This is a genomic window from Protofrankia symbiont of Coriaria ruscifolia, from assembly GCF_900634745.1.
Taxonomy (GTDB): domain Bacteria; phylum Actinomycetota; class Actinomycetes; order Frankiales; family Frankiaceae; genus Protofrankia; species Protofrankia californiensis.
This window is the reverse complement of the sequence record NZ_CAAAFR010000005.1, coordinates 11978-30706: the sequence shown is the minus strand read 5'-3', so window position 1 is coordinate 30706 and position 18729 is coordinate 11978. Positions and strand designations below refer to the sequence as shown.

Here is an 18729-nt window from a genome sequence, read left to right as displayed (position 1 = left end):
CATCTCGTATGCCCAACCTCGTATTTCGGCGCTATCTGTTTCCGTTCCGAGGTCGAGTGCGGCTCGACGAGTCGCCTCGGCGGCTGCCCGTTCCCCCACGTCATATTCGACGCATCCCACTAGAAGCGCCAGCCAGCCAGCCAGATTGAGCGTCTCCCGGTGCTGCTTAAGTGTAAGGCGGTGGCTTTGCAATTCAGTTATGTGGCGCAACCATCGCTTTCCTTCGACAGCCAGTTGATCGGCCGGCAAGTATGGGTACTCGGAACACAGGCGATCAATTGTAATTCGAAGTGCGTCCAATGTCGCGCTGTTGATATCCGTGTGTCTGAGTCGACTAATGATGTCGAGGGTATCCATTCCACTGACGGCAATTATTTCGATATCACCGTTTCGTGTCCCGGATTTGGGGAAGAATGCGTTGGTGACTGTTCCGAATGTACGAGCAATGAGCGATTTGTAGAAATCGGACGGTTCGTGTTTGCCTGCTTCCCAGGATTTCCATCGACGAAGAAGATTTTCTTCATCGGTGAGCGGTTTGTCCGAATGTGCTTGGAGTACTCGTACAGCTTCCCGCTGCGACCAACCACGTGCATCGCGCTCGGAACGGATACGTTGCGCCCAGGCTGGGCGGTCCTTGTCCATGGTTGGTACACCTAACCTCCCAGCTCACGGGCGGGCCCTGAGCTACCGTTACGGCGCAATTATGACACGATCGGCCAGGGTGACATGCATGGTGACGGACACGTGTCACCCAGCTTGTCACTTTTTGCGACGGCGCCTCTCCGGTGTCCTTGGTGTGCCGTGACCATGTGAGGTCAGTACCGAGTCCCGGAGGAGGGAGCTGTCGTGCGTCTGCGTGGGTGGGCACTGTGACGGAGCGGCGGTGTTGTTCGCGTCGATGGTCTTCGATAACGACGGACCGGTCGAAGTCGTCGTGATTTTCCTGACGTCGCGCACCGTCGATTCACCTTCCGAAGATTATGGCATTACCGAATATCGGGTAATGCCGACGCGGTTCGCGCTCGGAAGCCAGCTATGAAAGCCACGACCACGGACTACCGCGTGGGTATCCGTGCATCCTGCATGTTGCCGGAACCGTAGCTGGATCGCCACCGTTAGCCCGTATCGGCAAACAGCTTGGTCACGGAACGGGAGGGAGACTGATCCTCGCGTGGATCGCATGGGCGTGCGTAGGGTGCACGCGCGTATCCGGGCTCCCCGGCGGTCGGTATGACACCGGTCCCGACCATCGGGTGAAAGCGGCACCTGCGGCGATCCCGCCTGTCTCTCCCCATCCCTGTCACCCTCCAGGGAAAGACAGGGCCGCCGGTGCCCGCCCCCTCCTTACTCACCTGTAAAAATGTCTTTCCGTTCCGTCTCTTTGTCCGAGGAGTGTCCGCCTATGGGAGCACCGGCTGTGCCCGATACTGGATTGCCCGATACCGGCGGACCGCCCGTGTCCGACGTGGACCCCTTCGGGCATCCTGTTGATCTGTACGTGATGTTGTTGTATGACCGACGCCTGTTGTTCGTCCACAATGTAGAAACCGGCGCATGGGTCCTGCCGTCCGGCACACTGGATATCGGCGAATCGCCAACGCAAGGGGTTGGCCGTATAGCGCTGGACCAGATCGCGGTACTCGTTGCCGTTTCGAGTATCTACCTAGTCCACGTCCAACACCACCACGATGGAATACGGCGGCGCATCGGATTGTATTTTTAGGCCGGACGTTACAATGGCGTCCCGGCTATTGGGAATCGTCGAAAGATTGATCGGTTCGGCTGGTACGAGCCCGCCGGACTACCCGATTCGGTCGCGCCACATGTTGCCGTGGCAGTTACCACGTGGGGAAAGCCGGAGTTTTACAGCGAGTGTTCGCAGCATCCGGATCACGACTCGGAGGCCGGCCCGGATGCTGCCCGGAAACGGCGCCGGCCAAACGGAACGATCAGATGAGAATGATGGGGCCAGGTCACGAGGTTTGTGTCCGTGTTTTGTGCCCCGTCGGGCTCGACACGCCGAACCTTATTGATCGGCTTGTCCGGATCTACACCACTCGGGGACTCACTCTGCCGCGGGACAGGGCGCATCCGGCCCGGAGTACTGGGCTAAACGTGGCGTACAGGGAGGCAGCGGGTCGTTGTCTGCGATAGAAACCATATTTATCGTCGAAAGTTGTCCAAGTATCACAATTGGGCTCGGTTGTTGTTGCCATATCGTCAAGCTGACGTTTCCAATTGCCGACGGCAGCACTTGGCCGGCCCGTCTGCGAAGAAAGCGGCGGTGACGGTCGGCCGGTGGGGAGATGCTATTTCGAGACCGGGTTATAATGTTAAAGGAAGTTATAGAGGAGAATGTCGTGGGGAAACACTCACAGCCGCAGACGTGCCCGAACTGTAATGGTTCGGGAAAGACGCAGACGACCGGGGACGGCAAGGACGGCAAGGACGGCAAGAGCGCTAAGCAAACCACGAAATGCGCCACGTGTAGCGGGAAGGGGACTGTATGAGCCGCGTTAGGCGTGCGGATTTCGTCCCTGACGTTGTCTGGGTTCAGCGCGAGGACGGCTGGTTCATACGGTTGGACCGAAAAGAAGATCAGGAAGCGTGGGATAAGCTGGCCAACAGTGACGAGTATGTTATTACCCAGGTTGACGACGGAGCCGGAACGTACGGCGCTGATAGGGGTATCTTCCCGACGAGTTCTAGCAGCGCTCCCGGTGTAATTCATGAGATGCTCAACCTGTTGGATCTCCATTCGGGTATGGACGTTTTGGAGATCGGGACAGGAACTGGTTTTAATGCGGCCTTGCTCGCCGAAAGTGTCATGCCGGGTTATATAACAACGGTTGAAGTCGATGAATCGGTTGCTGACCACGCGCGGGAAGCGCTCCTAAAGGCTGGGGTGTCAGCTACGGTCGTCATGGGAGACGGGACGTGCGGTTACGAGGACAACGCACCCTATGACCGGATCATTTGCACCGCCAGTGCGTTGAGTGTGCCGTATACATGGATAGAGCAAACTCGACCCGGCGGACGAATCGTGCTGCCCTACACAGGCAGTTTCGACCGGGGGGCGTTCCTGTGTCTTATCGTCGACGGCTACGGCGGCGCTAGCGGCAAGTTTCACGGAACGGCGTCTTTCATGCGCCTTCGCGGCCATCGGGCGGGCCGGGCGCTGTGGCAGATCTGGAATACGGCGGACGCCCATACCACGACGACGGAGGAATACCTACGCGAGCCGTTCGTGGAATATGACGCAGGATTTGCTCTGGGTCTGTTGCTCCCGGGATGGATGACAGCAGAAAGGGAGGAAGACGATGGAGAAATTCTCCTCATGTCGGACCGTGTGTCGAACTCATGGGCCACTGTGCGACCTGCGAACAATGGGAGTGTGACGTATGAGGTTCACTATGACGGGCCGCACCGGCTGTGGGTAGAACTGGAAGCTGCCTATCGATGGTGGACCGACGCCGGAAGGCCGGATCAGACCCGCTTCGGGACGACTGTCACTCCCGAAGGGCAAACATTCTGGCTCGACTCCCCTGACCGTACCTTGCCAAACGGAACGATCAGATGGGAATGATAGTGGGGGTAGCAGGACGGGTAGCGGTGCCGCTACTCCCGGGTGCTGGGCTGCTCTACCCGGCGGCAGGGCTCCGGCGTGGTGTTCGTCAGGTGGCGGCCGTAGTGCCGGTAGACGTCCGCGAGGAGGATCTTCCGGAGGTCGGCTTCTCCGAGGGTCTCGGTGGCGTCGGACGGCACGCGGGATGGGGCTTCCCGTCGCGTAGCCCAGCGACCCCGTACGGGCTGCCCTGCACAGGCGACCTTTCATGTCCAGCCGCAGATCAGGGATGGCTATATCGATCTTCCTAAAAGAGTACTTGACTGACGCGTCCATCCGAGGTCTGTCCGGTTCACGGACGGAGCGGCCCGGCGCCGGTGCGCTGGTGGGGGTTCACGGTCCTCGCACGAAGGCCGTGAACCCCGACCCGGCGTCAGACGCCTTCGAGCCTCTTCGGGGACGGGCGCAGGTATACGAACCAGGTCACGATGAAACAGACGGTGTAGAAGGCGATGAATGCGATGTAGGCGGCATTACCTGACTTGTAGGTCAGGAACGACTGCCGGAATGCAAGGTTGACCAGCGCTCCACCGAAGGCGCCGATCGCGCCGGCAAGGCCGATGAGCGCACAGGACAGCCGGCGTGCCTCCTGCTCGCTCGCCGGCTCACTCATGCCCTGGGCTACGAGCAGATTGCTCTTCGCCCGGAAGATGGCCGGGATCATCTTGTATGTCGAACCGTTGCCGATACCACTGAAGATGAACAACGCCATGAATCCGACCAGGAACAGTGGCAGCGAATTCTGCAGCGACGCGAGCAGGACGATGGTGGCGCTCACCACCATCGCGACGAAGTTGACGAATGTGACCCGGGCGCCGCCGTAGCGGTCGGCGAGCACGCCGCCGACAGGACGGATCAGAGAGCCCAGCAGCGGTCCCAGGAATGTCAGGTGCGCGGCCTTTGCCGGTGTGGCGAAGTCCGCCTTGAACTGGACCTGCAGTACCTGGCCGAAAGCGAATCCGAAGCCGATGAACGAGCCGAAGGTCCCGATGTAGAGCAAGGACATGATCCAGCTGTGCCTGTCACGGCAGACGTCCCGCATGGCTCGTTTGTCGTTCTTCGCCGACGACAGGTTGTTCATGAACAGCGCGGCGCCCGTCACGGACAGGACGATCAGCGGAATATAGACCGCCAGGATCAGCCGGGGATGGGCGGCTCCGGCCGTCTCCAGCACGATCAGACCGGCGATCTGGACGAACGCCACGCCGAGGTTGCCCCCGCCGGCGTTCAACCCCAGTGCCCAGCCTTTCAGCCGCTGCGGATAATAGTAATTGATGTTGGCCATGGACGAGGCGAAATTACCGCCGCCCACACCCGCGACGGCTGCCACGACGAGCAGCGTGCTGTACGAGACACCGGGCTTGAGGACGACCGCGGTGAGGATGCACGGCACCACGAGCAGGAGCGCGCTGAACACCGTCCAGTTCCGGCCACCGAACTTGGCCACCGCGAACGTGTACGGCAGCCGCAGCACGGATCCGACAACGGCCGGCACCATGGTCAGGACGAATTTCCCGGCCGGGTCCACGTGGTACCGCGGCCCTAGGAACAGGACCAGAACCGACCACAGGCTCCAGACCGAGAAGCCGATGTGCTCGCTCAGAATGGAGAAGATCAGGTTACGTCGCGCGATGGTGGCGCCGGTCCGGGACCAGAACGCGGCGTCCTCGGGTCGCCAGTCGTCGATCCAACGGCCCCGGTGGACCGGGGCTGGGCTCCCGCTGGGCGGGGCCCCCTCCAAAGTGGTGCTCATGGGCTTCCTCCAGGCCCTTGGGGCCTCCGGACGCGCGGGGACGAAGCCGGATCGCGGGTCCTTCGGCCGGGGATGTAAACGCCGGGATCGACGCTAGAAAAAGAGCGTTACGGTTGATGGGGCAGCCCGATGACGGACGATGTGCGTTTCTCTCACACGGTGATTCCGCCGGTGTGAGGAAAAAGAAGCGGTCATGCGGAGGACGTGGCGGTCGCCGCCCGGCCGACGGGGAATCAGGCCCTTATGCCGGGTTGCGGGTTACCGCTTACCGGCTGCCGGTTGCCGGGGAAAGGCGGCGGTGACCGGCGCCGCCGGGCGTGGGCCGTGGGCCGGTCCCACCTCGACCCGGCCGTCACGGATACGGATCGGGTATGTCGGTATCGCCATCCCGTCGGCGTCCAGACACACTCCGGTCGCCAGGTCGAATGCTTGTTTGTGCAGCGGGGAGAACACGACCGGGCGGTCGCCGCGCGAGCCGACGAGCCCGCGCGCCAGTACGTTGGCGCCGCCGACCGGGTCGTGGTTGCCGATGGCGAACAGCTTCCCGTCGCCCAGCCGGAACAGCGCGACCTGCGTGCCGTGTACGAACGCGGCCGTGCCGCGGTCGGCCAGCAGGTCGTCGAACGCGCACACGTCAGTCCACGACTCGCTCATGCCTGTCCTCCCGGCGAATGTCCTGCCGGCGAGACGGCCAGCCGGGGGCCCGCCACCAGTACCGCCCGCTCGCCGGCACGCGCCGGCCGCGGCTGCCCTCGTTCCAGCACCCGCACGATGTCGGGGTCGCCGGCATCCGGGAGGTTGACGAAGGACACGAAGTGGCGGAGCTTGTCGGGGTCGGCGAGCGTCGCCTTCCACTCGTCGGTGTAGGTGTGGACATGCCGTGCCATCGCCTCGTCCAGATCCGCGCAGATGCCCAGGGCGTCGTCCACGATGACGCGCCGGAGGTGTTCCAGGCCGCCGTCGAGGCTTTCGATCCACGGTGCGGTGCGTTGCAGGCGGTCGGCGGTCCGGACGTAGAACATGAGAAAACGGTCGATGTGGCGGACGAGCGTCGGCGTGTCGAGGTCGCCGGCGAACAGCTCGGCGTGCCGCGGCCGGTAGCCACCGTTGCCGCCGAGATAGAGATTCCATCCGTTTTCGGTGGCGATGATCCCGACGTCCTTGGAGCGCGCCTCCGCGCACTCCCGGGCACACCCCGACACCCCCATTTTTATCTTGTGGGGGGCTCGCAGCCCGCGGTAACGCAGTTCCAGTTCCACGGCGAGCGTCGTCGAGTCCCCGACCCCGTACCGGCACCAGGTCTCACCGACGCACGACTTCACCGTGCGCAGCGCCTTCCCGTATGCGTGCCCGGATTCCAACCCGCCGGCCACCAGGCGCGCCCATATCCGCGGGAGCTGTTCCAGGCGTGCTCCGAACATGTCGATTCGCTGACCACCTGTGATCTTGGTGTAGAGACCGAACTCCTTGGCCACCTCGCCGATGAGGATGAGCGTGTCGGGGGTGACCTCACCGCCGGGCAGCCGTGGCACGACCGAATAGGTACCGTCCTTCTGCAGGTTTGCCAGGACGTGGTCATTGGTGTCCTGCAGCGCGGCCTGCTCACCGTCGAGGATGTGCCGGTTGTAGATGGACGCGAGGATGGACGCGGCCACGGGCCGGCACACCTCGCAGCCACGCCCCCGGCCGTGTTCGGAAACAAGCTGGGAGAACGTGGTGATGCCGCGGGCCCGTACGATTTCGAACAGTTCGGCACGACTGTGGTCGAAGTGCTCGCACAACGCGTTGCTGACGGCGACACCAGCGGCGGCGAGTTTCTCCGTGAGGATGGACTTCAGCAGCGGAATGCAGCTGCCGCATCCGGTCCCCGCACCAGTGCACGTCTTCACCTCGGAAAGATCGGTGAGGGAGCCGGCATCGATCGCGGCAGTGACCTGGCCACGGGTGACGTTGCGGCAGCTGCAGATCTGCGCGTCGTCGGGCAGCGCCACCCCGCCGGTCGGGCCGCCGGCCGCCGGCAGGATGAGCTGGGCCGGGTCGTCGGGCAGCGCCTGGGCGGATCCAGCCAGCGCCCGCAGGGCTGCGTACGAGGAAGCGTCGCCGACCAGGACACCGCCGAGCACCCGGCGAGCGTCGTCGGACAGCACCACCTTCTTGTAGGTCTTCTTTGTCGGGTCGGCGAAGGTGATCGGCAACGCGCCGGGGGTGGTGGCAAAGGCGTCGCCGAAGCTGGCCACGTCCACCCCGAGCAACTTCAGCTTGGTCGAGGTGTCCCCGCCGGTGAAGGTGGCGCAGCCGCCGAGTAGCCGGTCCGCCACCACCTCTGCCATCGCGTAGCCCGGGGCCACCAGACCGTGGACCCGCCCGGCGGCCAGAGCGCACTCCCCGATCGCGTAGATCGCCGGATCGGCGGTGCGGCACGCGGTGTCCACGACGACGCCGCCGCGTTCGCCCACCGCAAGGCCCGATTCCCGGGCCAGGGCGTCCCGTGGCCGTATGCCCGCGGAAAACACGACCACGTCGACGTCCAGACCGGTGAGGCCGTCCGGATGGCGGGCGAAGAGTATCCGCCGCACCCGACCGTCATCACCCGCTGTGATCCGCTCGGTGACGGTGGCTGTGTGTACGCCGATTCCGAGCGCTTCCACGTGAGCCCGCAGCATCTGGCCACCGGCCTCGTCGACCTGCATCGGCATCAGCCGCGGCGCGAACTCGACAACGTGCGTGGCAAGGCCCAGGCTGCGCAGCGCGTTCGCCGCCTCCAGGCCGAGCAGGCCACCGCCGACGACCACCCCGGTTCGGGCCCCGGCCGCTGACGCCCGGATGGCGTCGAGATCCTCGATCGTCCGGTAGACGTGGACGCCGGTCGCGTCCCGTCCCGGAACCGGCGGTACGAACGGCACGGAACCGGTCGCGAGCACCAGCGCGTGATAGCCGATCGTGAAACCGGCTGCCGTGGTGACCATCCGGGTGGTCCGGTCGATCGCCACCACCGGGTCGTCCAGCCTCAGGGCGAGGCGGGGATGGTCGAGGAAACCCTCGGAGACCAAAGTGAGGTCGTCGGCCGTGCGGCCGGTGAACACCGAGGACAGCGCCACCCGGTCATAGGCCGGCCGGGGCTCCTCGGCGAGCACGACCACGTCCCAGGCTGTTTCGGTGTCGCGTTCCAGCAGAGCCTCGCACAGGCGGTGACCAGCCATGCCATGGCCGATCACCACCAGCGTCCGACGGGACATCAGCGGATCGCCTCCCTCGAAGCGGCTTTCCCGGTGCTCGCCGCTCGTTCTTTTCGGCCATGTCTTCGACCTTGTCGGTGTCACGTCCTCGACCGCCACGCCCCGTGGACGGTAGGCGGCGGCGGTTTCGGGGTCGTTGGAGATCGGAAACAGCGTCGAAACGAGCTCCGCACACCGCGCCCGGCGCTGCCGTGAGGCCGTGCGGGCCGTGCGGGCCGTGCGGGCTGACAGCCTCGTGAGGAATCGCCGGCACGTCCGTGAGGTCGGGGCCGGCGCGGTCGAAAACATCGGCGTTACACGGGTGTTGCAGGACGATAAGGTCCAGGACATCAAGGTGCCGGAGCATGCCGGCATGGCGGCCCATGCGCGTACGAACGGTACCGAGCCGGATGACGGTGGCGAACCGACGCCCTCGGCGGTGCCGCCGTTGCTCGGTTTCACCGTGGGGATCACTGCCGCGCGTCGCCGTGAGGAACTGGCCAGCCTGCTGCGGCGCCGCGGTGCCCGGGTCGTGCATGCGCCGGCGCTGCAGATCGTGCCGCTCGCCGACGACACCAAGCTGGTGGAGGCTACCCGGTCCTGTCTGGCCGCGCCCCTGGACGCTGTGATCGCCACGACCGGCATCGGTTTCCGCGGCTGGATGGAGGCCGCTGACGGCTGGGGGCTGGGCGAGGACCTGCGCAGGCACATGGCGGGGGCGCGGATGTTCACCCGCGGCCCGAAAGTCACCGGTGCGGTACGGGCGGTCGGGTTGAGCGAATGCTGGTCACCGCCGTCGGAGTCAGGCGCCGAACTGGTGGAACGGCTGCTCACCGAGGACCTGCGCGGCCTGCGAATCGCCGTCCAGCTCCACGGCGAGCCGTTGCCGGACATGGTGGACAACCTGCGGGCAGCCGGTGCCGAGGTCGTGGAGGCGCCGGTCTACCGCTGGGAGCCGCCGGCGGACCCGCGGCCGGTTCGTCGCATGGTCGACCTGATCGCCTCCGGTGGGCTGGACGCGGTGACGTTCACCAGCGCTCCCGCGGTGCTGAGCCTGCTACGGACCGCCGCGGAGATGGACCGTGAGAGTGAGGTACTCGACGCGCTGCGGGGGCAGGTGCTGGCCGCCTGTGTGGGTCCGGTGTGCGCCGCGCCGCTACAGCGGCGTGGGGTGCCCGCGGTCAGCCCCGATCGGTTCCGGCTCGGTGCGCTGGTACGACTGGTGTGCGAGGAGCTGCCGGCACGGCGGTGCCGGGTGGTGCTGGCAGGCGGCTGTGAGCTGCGGGTCCAGGGCTGCGCAGTGGTGGTGGACGGTTCCCCGGTGACACTTGCGCCGAAGGCGGCGGCGGTTCTGGCGGCGTTGGCGGAACGACCCGGTCGGGTGCTCTCCCGCGCGGAGCTGCTCAGCCGCACCGGCGCGTCCGACCTGGCCGACGAGCACGCGGTGGAGATGACCGTGGCGCGGCTACGGACAGCGCTCGGCCCGGCGGGCCAGGTGATCGAGACGGTCGTCAAGCGCGGGTATCGGTTGGCAGCACGCCAGGCGATATGACGCCCAGGAGCCTGTTTCAGCGCGACTGAGCTTTCAGAGTGACCGAGCGCAGGGCGTTGCGACTGCACGCAGGGCGTTCGAGCAGCGAGCCGGGTCCAGGTGGTTCCTGACTTTGGCCCGAACCTCACCGATCGCCGTGATGTCTGCCCAGGGCCGAGCCCGGTCGGCCCGTTGCCGAGTCGGTAGATTAACGAACGTGACAAGCTTGGAACGTCTTCTCGACGAGCGGTTGGGTGCGGCCTTCGCGGCCGTCGCCGGTGAACAGGTCGACCCCGCCATCCGGCGGTCGCAGCGGGCGGACTACCAGGCGGACGCGGCCCTCTCGCTGGCCCGCCGCCTCCGCCGCAACCCGCGTGAAATCGCCGCCGAGGTGACAAGGGCCGCCGAGCTTGACGATCTGTGTGACACGGTCGAGGTGGCCGGGCCGGGGTTCATCAACCTGCACCTGGCCGCGTCCGCGCTGGAGCGCCTGCTCGAGGGAATACTTGCCGACGAGCGCCTGGGTGTCGCTTCCGTGCCTTCGCCCGAGGTGGTCGTCATCGACTATTCCGGGCCGAACGCCGCCAAAGAGATGCACGTCGGTCATCTCCGGTCGACGATCATAGGCGACGCGGCAGTGCGGCTGCTGGGCTGGATGGGTCATTCGGTCATACGTCAGAATCACATCGGGGACTGGGGCACACCGTTCGGAATGCTTGTCGAGCATCTGCTCGACGTCGGCGAGTCCGAGGCCGTCCACGAGCTTTCGGTCGGCGACCTCAACGCCTTCTACAAGGCCGCACGTGTGAAATTTGACGCGGACGAGGCGTTCAAGGAGCGTTCGAGGCTCAGGGTCGTCCAGCTCCAGGCGGGTGATCCGACGACACGTCGTCTCTGGCACGTCCTGGTCGGCGAGTCCAAGAAGTATTTTCTGACCGTCTACTCCCATCTCGGTGTGCTCCTGACCGAGGCGGACTTTCTCGGGGAGAGTTCCTACAACGACCAGCTGGTTCCGGTTGTCGACGAGCTCGCCGAGCTGGGGCTGCTCCGGTTGAGCGACGGAGCTCTGTGCGCCTTCCCGGAAGGATTCAAGAATCGGGACGGTGAACCCCTGCCGCTCATCGTGCGTAAACGAGACGGTGGTTACGGGTATGCGACCACCGATCTCGCGACGATTCGCTATCGGATTCGCAACCTGCACGCGACCCGGCTGCTCTATGTAGTGGGGCTGCCGCAGTACCAACATTTTGAGATGATTTACGAGGTGGCTCGCGAGGCCGGTTGGCTGGTTCCACCCGTGCGGGCCGAGCATATCGGTCACGGATCGATTCTGGGTGCCGACGGCAAGATGCTCCGGACCCGGACGGGTGACTCCGTGAAGCTCGTCGCCCTGTTGGACGAGGCCGTTTCCCGGGCCGCCGACGTCATCGCCGTGAAGAACCCGGCTCTTGAGGTGCAGACACGTTCAGAAGTCGCCCGGGCGATCGGGATCGGTGCCGTGAAGTACGCGGACCTGTCGACCGACCGGTCGAAGGACTACATCTTCGACCTTGACCGCATGTTGGCTTTCGACGGTAATACGGCTCCCTACCTGCAGTACGCCCACGCAAGGATCTGCTCGGTGTTCCGCCGGACGGGGCTGACGTATCCGGTCGCCGCCGCCGACATCCGGATCCGCGAGCCCGAGGAACGTCACCTCGCTGTCCAGCTGCTCAGCTTCGGCGACGTGGTGAACGAAATTGCCGACTCGCTCGAGTTCCACCGGCTGGCGGGCTATCTTTTCGGCCTTGCGGCCTCCTTCACCACCTTCTACGAGAAATGCCCCATCCTCCGCTCCGAGGAGTCGGTCCGCACCAGCCGGCTCGCCCTCTGCGATCTGACCCGTCGTACCCTTGCGACCGGCCTGGAGCTGCTCGGCATAACCGCACCCGAGCAGATGTGATCGATGCCCTGGCCGGCGGCCAGGTTCGGGCCCATCAGGGTCGGCAGGCGGTGGCGGTCGGTTGCAGGGCGGGCAGATGCGGTTCGGGACGGGCGAGGTGGTAGCCCTGAACAAGGTCACAACGTAGGTCGGTGAGTGCGGCGAGCTGTTCGGAGCTTTCGACCCCCTCCGCTATGGCGGTCAGGCCGAGGACGTGGGCCAGATGGATGACGGCGGCGACGATGGCGTGGTCGGCGGGGTTGTCGGTCATCCTGCTGATGAATCGGCGGTCGATTTTGAGGCCATCGAGCGGAAGGCGGTGCAGCCGGGTGAGGGAGGAATGGCCGGAGCCGAAGTCGTCGATGTAGAGGGTGACACCGAGGGCGTGTGCGGCCTGCAGGGTGGCGATGACGGTGCTGCCGTCGTCGATGAGGGTGTTTTCGGTGATTTCGAGGCAGAGCTGGTAACGGTGGTCGGCGTTGGTGGTTCGCAGGAGCGCTGCGAGGTCGGGCAGGAAATGGGGGTCGGTGAGCTGGCGGGCGGAGACGTTGATGCTGATGTGTGGCGGGCAGACCGGTGATGGGCCCGGCGTCCAGGTGGCGGCGGCGTGGCAGGCGGTGTGCAGGACCCACCGACCCAGCGAAACGATTATCCCGGTTTCCTCGGCGAGGGGGAGGAACGCCTCGGGGTACAGCAGCCCGCGTTCGGGATGCTGCCAGCGGAGGAGGGCTTCGGCGCCCACGACGTTGCCGCCGGCGTTGATGACAGGTTGGTAGTGCAGGCGGAGATCGTTTGTGGTGAGGGCGTGGCGGAGGTCGTTTTCGGTGGTGAGCCGGTCGAGGGCCTCGCTGCGCATGGTCTCGTCGAACAGGAGGTAACGGCCGCGGCCCTGGTGTTTGGCACCGTACATGGCGATGTCGGCGGCCCGCAGCAGGCCGTCGGGGTCTGGGATGTCGGGTCCGGACAGGGCGACACCCACACTGGCGGTGACGGTGACGTGACGTCCATCGAGGATCACGGGTTTGGAGAGGGCGGTCACGACCCGCTCGGCGATGGCGCGCAGGGCGGGTTCAGTCGTGATCTCTTCGCAGACGACGGCGAACTCGTCGCCTGAGAGACGGGCGACGGTGTCGCCGGGCCGGACGGCGTTGCGCAGGCGAGTGGCGACCTCACACAGAAGCCGGTCGCCGGTGTGGTGGCCCAACGAGTCGTTGACGTTCTTGAATCCGTCGAGGTCGACGAACAGGATTCCGGTCCGGTGCTGGTGGTTGTGGTTCGGTGTCTGACCGTTGTCATGGTTCAGCGTCTGACCGAGGTGCTCGAACAGCGCGGTGCGGTTGGCCAACCCGGTAAGCCCGTCGTGCAGGGCACGATGGTGGGCGTCGCGTTCGATCTGGAACCGGACGGCTGCCGCGCTGAGGACGGTCGCGACCGCCCGCGAGAACTCGACCTCGCGCTCGGTGAACGAGCTGGGACCGGACGTGTCTGCGGAGCCCGACGCGGACGTGATCGATCTCATCGGTGTGTCCGGGTCCGGGGCCGGACGTGGTCGGTGCGGCACGATAGATCGTGAGGATCGCGGTGGGGTTGTCGGGCTGGCCGATCGGGATCGCGAGCCCACAGCGCAGCCCGCCGGAGCGCGGCCTCTGGTTGTCGTCCTGCGGGTCCGGTGAACCCTGCGGGTCGTGCGAACTCCGCTGCTCCGATGACCCCCACTGGTCTGGCGAATCCTGCGGGTCGGGGCCGGGGAGATTGTCGGCGTGGACGGGGCCGCGGGCCGCAAGCGCTGACGTGACCAGGATGCCGGGTTCGGGTGGTGTTCCGACGGTTGCAGCCGGGTGCGACCCGGTATGACCGGGGTGCAGCTCGTGTACGGTGACGGCGTCCGCGTGCAGGTGATCAGAGATCATTTCTGCGGCGGCGCGCCACAACGGTTCCGGATCAGGCCTGTTCAGGGCCTGCCGACCCAGGTCCGCCACGATCGCCTGTTCGGCCGAGCGGGCTCGCAGCTCCTCCAGCGCCTGTTCGCGCTCGGTGACGTCGGTGGCAACCATCGCTACTGACATCACGGTGCTGTCCGCGGCGAGTATAGGCACCACGTGGGCGTCGTAGCGGAGTCCACGCGCCTCGACGACACCTGACACGCGCTCGCCGGACAGCGCCCTACGGGCCAGGGACAGGATCGGCATGTCCTCGAACGTCTCGAAGACCGACAGCCGTGTGGTGTTCACGCGGCTGACGTTCACCTCGCCCCCGGCGAACCTGATGCGTCCGGTCCGGTCCATCAGGAACAACGTCACCGGGGTGTTCTCCAGCAATAACCGCAGGTAGTGGTGGGTGGTCACTTCCTGGGTGACGTCCTGGAACTGGCTGAGATAGTAGGGCTCCCCATCGGGGTGGTCTCGCAGGATCGTCGTGGTGGCCAGCACGTGAACCACCGAGCCGTCCGGGCGGACGAACCGGATCACGTCCTGGTAGTCGGTCCGATCGTCGCTCACGAGGTGTCGGGCGTCGTTCAGCTGCTTCTTCCGGTCGTCCGGATGGATCAACCTGTCCCAGGTTGTGTCGAGCAGTTCCGCCTCGCTACGGCCGAGGATCCGGCAGGCAGCCGCGTTCACTCGCCACACCATGTGATCAACTATGCCGACGGCTGCCATCCCGATCTGCAGCCGGTTGAACAGATCGAGGCGATCCCCCTCCAGTCCCACCAGTTCCTCACCCACTTACTCGTATCCGTCTCGACGGCCTCCACCTAGTCGCATGGCATCCGGAGGAGAAGCCAGGAGTCTTTCCGGTAACAAAAAAGTTAACTGTACTCGCACGGTGGCCTGATGTGACGAGTGTGACTTGAATGCAGCCAATCTGATCGTTACGGTGAGCGTTCACCGAGTGCGGCTGGACCGGCCGGTGGATGGTCGGTGCCGGTGGATCGTCAGTGGGTCTGCGCGGCGCCGAACACGGGCTGGGTCGGGCATCCGCTCAGTATTTTGATCATTGCTTCCCGCTCGGTCGCATCCACCCACAGTCCGTAGCGGGCCTTCACTCCGATCTGCCGGGCCACGTACCGGCAGCGGTATCCCCGGTTCGGGGGCAGCCACTGCGAGGCGTCGTCGTCGCTTTTGTCCTGATTCGTCGGACCGTTGACCGCGAGCAGGTTCTCCGGGTCGTTCGCGAATGCCAGGCGCTTGTCCGGCGACCAGAAGGCGGCCCCGGTCCGCCAGGCGTCCGCCAGCGCCACCACATGGTCGATCTGGACGGCGTCCGCGGCCCGTGAACGGTCGAAGCGGATGGTCCGGTTAGTGTACGGATCCTTCAGCTCGCCGGTCAGTACTATGCACGAGTTCCGCTTCGTGGTCACCAGCGTCAGATCGCGGTGCAGGATGTCGTTGCGCGTGTCGCAGCCGTTGTCGTCGACGTCCGCCCAGGCAGGGCCGAACTCGTCCCGCCGGTATCGCGGCGACGCCGTGGCCGGGTGCACCGGTATCGACTGCAGGGTGGCAACGGCAGCTCCGACGGTGATGACCTGCCCATGCCTGCCCGTCGCTCCGCCGGCGTCCGTGGACGGCCCCGCGCGGTCGAGCGCCCCGCAGCCTGTCGCGGCGAAGCACATGGCGAGGCACAGCACAAAACCCACCGGCAACGTCCGCGCCCAGCCGCAGCCACGCGTTGCGGTGCTGCGGATTGCGGGGCCCTGGATTGCGGGGCCGCGCCGCCGGCGGGTTCGGTCCGCCGGTGTCCGGGAACGCGGCATCGACACGGAGGGCTCGATGAGGGTCATGGCGCCCAGTTTCCCGCCGGCCGGCGTCCGTGCCGTTCGATAACGCCGGTTTTGGGTGGGTGTGTCGCGGATGCGGCCGCCGGTAGCGGCGGACACCGGTCAGATCGCGGCGGACCCGGTCAGATCACAGCCGGGGGATGCGGCGCGCTGTTCTCCATCGGACGGCCCGAGGCGTCCCAGGCGATCATTCCGCCGTCGAGGTTGCGGGCTCGCCAGCCGGCGCGGTGCAGGTAGGCCGTGACCGCGGCTGAACGCTGCCCGGACCGGCAGACGACCACTACGTCCCGGTCGCGCGGCACCTCGTCGATGCGGTCGAGGAGCTCGCCCATGGGGATGTGTACCGCTCCGGCGATATGCCCCGCATCCCACTCCTCGGTTTCCCGGACGTCGAGGAGCAGCAGTCCGGCATCCGACGCAGCCGCCACCGGAAGTTGATCTACTGTGACTGAAGGTATCTGATCCGAGCCCACGCGGCCATCCTGCCATCCGTCCGGCATCCCGTGCCGTTGGCTACCGGACATTGTGTGAGGTGGAACATCCGGGGATTTGGGCCTCCCGGTGGCGCGGGAGAAACATGATCAGAATGCCTTTGGTCCTCCGACCGGCCGGCTGTGGTCACGAGAGCGCTTTTTCGTCCGCGGTGGAAGGCGCGTGGTGGGACCGTGATGACCGTGGAATCGCTCGATGTGGAATCATCAGGATGCGGGGCGGACGGGCCCTGGCTGACCTGTCCGTGGTGCGGCGGGATCGTACCGCTGGCGCACCTTGTCCCAGGGGATGACGAACCGTACGCGCGGGTCGCAGTCTGTGACTCGTGCGGACGCCGGGTCATGTTCCTCTCACCGGCCGATCCGACCGCTTGAACCGATCACCCGGACCTCCCCGGCGGGTACGGGCACACGGTCGTGGGTTTTTCCGTGCCCGGAGGGCATATAAGGGCTGCTTGGCCAAAGGGCACGCGATCATGAGTTTTCGCGTGCCCGGCGGCCAGGTAGAGGGTTACCCGCGGTGGGTGGCCGCGGGTTCGGCCTCGGCTGCTTCGGCTCCGGTGGGTTCGGTCTCCACCGCCTCCACCCGCACGACGTAGTCCTCGATCACGGGGTTGGCGAGCAGGGAGGCGGCAAGCCGGTCGATCCGGGAGAGGACGTCGGCGTCGGCCTCGCCGTCCACCTCCAGCTCGAAACGTTTGCCCTGGCGTACCCCGATGATGCCGGACACGCCCAGGCGCGGCAGCGCGGCGAGCACCGCCTGCCCCTGCGGGTCGAGGATCTCCGGTTTCAGCATCACGTCCACGACGACCCTGGCCACGCCTGAAGACTGTATCGGTGCATCGTGGGTACTGGTGCGCCGCCGAGCCCGGCGCACTGTCGACTCCTGTGCACCGATGGGCCCGGTGCACCAATCCGGTGGGCCTCGTGCACCAACCGGCCCATGGCCGCGGGCACCCGCGGCATGGCGTCGGTCACTACCCTCGGGTATGTGTCGACATCCGTGCCAGGACAGTCCGTGTCCGTGTCCGTGTCGGGGCAACCCGTGTCCGTGCCGGGGCAACCCGCCTCAGGGGGAGCCGGACCGCCGGGGGCAGCCGGAGTGAAGCCCGTCCGGCCGGTCACGGCTGGTCCGGTCGTCGGATTCGACCTGGACATGACGTTGCTGGACGCCCGGCGCGGCGTCACCGCCACCTACGTCGCGCTGGCCGCTGAAACCGGGGTGACGATCGACGGCGAGGTGGCCGCCGCCCGCCTCGGGCCGCCGCTGGAGGAGGAGATCTCCCGCTGGTTCCCGCCCGAGCGGGTGCCGGACATGGCGGCCCGCTACCGCGAGCTGTACGCCGTCCACGCGCTGCCGGTGTCGCTGCCGATGCCGGGCGCGGTCGATGTGGTTGCCCAGGTGCGTCACCATGGCGGCCGGGTGGTTGTCGTCACCGCTAAGAGCGGACCGCTCGCGCAGGCGAGCCTCGCCCACATCGGTATCGAGGCGGACGCGGTCGAGGGCTGGCGGTTCGCCGAAACGAAAGCCGAGGCCATGCGTGCCCACGGTGTCACGATCTACGTGGGTGACCATGTCGGGGACGTCGTCGGTGCGCACGCGGCCGGTGCCCTGGCCGTCGCGGTACCCACTGGCCCGTGTTCGGCGGACGAGCTGGGCGCGGCCGGAGCCGACGTCGTGCTGCCCGACCTGGCCGCGTTCGGCGGCTGGTTGTCGTCCCACCTGCTGCTCGGCCGCCTCGACGACCTGGCCGCGCGGCTGGCCGAGCTCGGTTCGGTGCTGGTTGCCTTCTCCGGTGGGGCGGACTCGGCGTTCCTGCTGGCGGCCGCGGTCCGGGCCCTGGGCGCCGACCGGGTGGTGGCGGCCACGGCGGTGTCGGCGTCCCTGCCGGCCGCCGAGCTTGCCGCCGCCACCGATTTTGCCGCGCGACTCGGCGTCCGCCACCTCACGCCGTCCACGAACGAGATGGGACGCGAAGGCTACCGGGCCAACGGGCCGGACCGGTGTTACTTCTGCAAGGCGGAGCTCACCGAGACGCTGCGGCCGCTCGCGGACTCCCTGGGGCTCGCCCACGTGGTGACCGGTACGAACGCCGACGACGCCGTGGCCGGGTTCCGGCCGGGTATCCGTGCGGCGGCCCAGCGGGGGGCGCGTACCCCGTTGCGCGACGCCGGCCTGACCAAGGCGCAGGTTCGTGAGGCGTCCCGGCGGTGGGGCCTGTCGACCTGGGACAAGCCGGCCGCGGCCTGCCTGGCCAGCCGCATCGCCTACGGCATCGAGGTGTCGCCGGTACGCCTCGCCCGGGTCGAACGCGCGGAGGCCGTGCTGCGGGCGGCCCTGGCCACCGCGGAGCTCGGTGTCCGGGACCTGCGTGTGCGCGACCTCGACGACGTGGCGCTGGTCGAGGTGGACGCCGA

At 66.5% G+C, this 18729-nt stretch carries 15 protein-coding genes and 1 pseudogene; 6 read left to right on the top strand and 10 right to left on the bottom strand.

Annotated elements, in window-relative coordinates:
• A pseudogene (locus CV1CTNOD_RS24235) lies at positions 1 to 642 on the bottom strand (XRE family transcriptional regulator); the annotation flags it as partial.
• 241 nt (positions 643 to 883) lie between these two features.
• Between CV1CTNOD_RS24235 and CV1CTNOD_RS24230 the strand changes: the two are divergent.
• The 3 genes from CV1CTNOD_RS24230 (at position 884) to CV1CTNOD_RS00290 (ending at position 3586) form a co-directional block, all read left to right on the top strand.
• Entirely contained in the window at positions 884 to 1039 is a 156-nt protein-coding gene (locus tag CV1CTNOD_RS24230; protein WP_165485234.1) for a hypothetical protein, read from the top strand.
• 417 nt (positions 1040 to 1456) lie between these two features.
• A complete protein-coding gene (locus CV1CTNOD_RS00295; protein WP_131784213.1) occupies positions 1457 to 1723 on the top strand; it encodes a hypothetical protein in 267 nt (88 codons plus the stop codon).
• A gap of 783 nt (positions 1724 to 2506) precedes the next feature.
• The gene (locus CV1CTNOD_RS00290; protein WP_131784212.1) at positions 2507 to 3586 is read left to right on the top strand and encodes a methyltransferase domain-containing protein; all 1080 of its coding nucleotides are present in this window, start codon (positions 2507 to 2509) and stop codon (positions 3584 to 3586) included.
• Positions 3587 to 3618: 32 nt separating this feature from the next.
• On the opposite strand, the gene CV1CTNOD_RS24225 is transcribed toward CV1CTNOD_RS00290, so the two are convergent.
• The 4 genes from CV1CTNOD_RS24225 to nirB form a co-directional block, all read right to left on the bottom strand.
• Positions 3619 to 3765 carry a hypothetical protein gene (locus CV1CTNOD_RS24225; protein WP_165485233.1) on the bottom strand — a complete coding sequence of 49 codons (147 nt, stop codon included), beginning with the start codon at positions 3763 to 3765 and terminating at the stop codon, positions 3619 to 3621.
• A gap of 233 nt (positions 3766 to 3998) precedes the next feature.
• Positions 3999 to 5378 (bottom strand): MFS transporter, encoded by a 1380-nt coding sequence (locus CV1CTNOD_RS00285; RefSeq protein WP_131784211.1) that lies wholly within the window; start codon positions 5376 to 5378, stop codon positions 3999 to 4001.
• 258 nt (positions 5379 to 5636) lie between these two features.
• The gene (gene nirD / locus CV1CTNOD_RS00280; protein WP_131784210.1) at positions 5637 to 6032 is read right to left on the bottom strand and encodes a nitrite reductase small subunit NirD; all 396 of its coding nucleotides are present in this window, start codon (positions 6030 to 6032) and stop codon (positions 5637 to 5639) included.
• The gene (nirB, locus tag CV1CTNOD_RS00275) at positions 6029 to 8614 is read right to left on the bottom strand and encodes a nitrite reductase large subunit NirB (RefSeq protein ID WP_131784209.1); all 2586 of its coding nucleotides are present in this window, start codon (positions 8612 to 8614) and stop codon (positions 6029 to 6031) included. The genes nirD and nirB overlap by 4 nt, the downstream gene beginning before the upstream one ends.
• A 352-nt stretch (positions 8615 to 8966) precedes the next feature.
• On the opposite strand from nirB, the gene CV1CTNOD_RS00270 reads away from it, so the two are divergent.
• Both CV1CTNOD_RS00270 and argS read left to right on the top strand, forming a co-directional pair.
• Positions 8967 to 10145, top strand: coding sequence for a uroporphyrinogen-III synthase (locus CV1CTNOD_RS00270; RefSeq protein ID WP_131784219.1), 1179 nt, complete (start codon positions 8967 to 8969; stop codon positions 10143 to 10145).
• Positions 10146 to 10341: 196 nt separating this feature from the next.
• Positions 10342 to 12066 carry an arginine--tRNA ligase gene (gene argS, locus CV1CTNOD_RS00265; RefSeq protein WP_131784208.1) on the top strand — a complete coding sequence of 575 codons (1725 nt, stop codon included), beginning with the start codon at positions 10342 to 10344 and terminating at the stop codon, positions 12064 to 12066.
• 34 nt (positions 12067 to 12100) lie between these two features.
• On the opposite strand, the gene CV1CTNOD_RS00260 is transcribed toward argS, so the two are convergent.
• The 5 genes from CV1CTNOD_RS00260 to purS all read right to left on the bottom strand — a co-directional run bounded on the left by CV1CTNOD_RS00260 (position 12101) and on the right by purS (position 17131).
• Positions 12101 to 13390, bottom strand: a complete 1290-nt coding sequence (locus CV1CTNOD_RS00260; RefSeq protein WP_242606233.1) for a putative bifunctional diguanylate cyclase/phosphodiesterase — start codon at positions 13388 to 13390, stop codon at positions 12101 to 12103.
• Entirely contained in the window at positions 13338 to 14768 is a 1431-nt protein-coding gene (locus CV1CTNOD_RS26015) for a PAS domain-containing protein (protein WP_131784206.1), read from the bottom strand. The genes CV1CTNOD_RS00260 and CV1CTNOD_RS26015 overlap by 53 nt, the downstream gene beginning before the upstream one ends.
• Positions 14769 to 14977: 209 nt before the next feature.
• Positions 14978 to 15823 (bottom strand): HNH endonuclease family protein, encoded by an 846-nt coding sequence (locus CV1CTNOD_RS00250; protein ID WP_242606230.1) that lies wholly within the window; start codon positions 15821 to 15823, stop codon positions 14978 to 14980.
• Positions 15824 to 15942: 119 nt separating this feature from the next.
• A complete protein-coding gene (locus CV1CTNOD_RS00245) occupies positions 15943 to 16293 on the bottom strand; it encodes a rhodanese-like domain-containing protein (RefSeq protein ID WP_131784205.1) in 351 nt (116 codons plus the stop codon).
• A gap of 529 nt (positions 16294 to 16822) precedes the next feature.
• The gene (gene purS / locus CV1CTNOD_RS00235) at positions 16823 to 17131 is read right to left on the bottom strand and encodes a phosphoribosylformylglycinamidine synthase subunit PurS (RefSeq protein ID WP_131784204.1); all 309 of its coding nucleotides are present in this window, start codon (positions 17129 to 17131) and stop codon (positions 16823 to 16825) included.
• Positions 17132 to 17467: 336 nt separating this feature from the next.
• On the opposite strand from purS, the gene larE reads away from it, so the two are divergent.
• Positions 17468 to 18729, top strand: a 1262-nt coding sequence (larE, locus tag CV1CTNOD_RS00230) for an ATP-dependent sacrificial sulfur transferase LarE (protein ID WP_131784217.1), incomplete at its 3' end; no start/stop codon positions are given.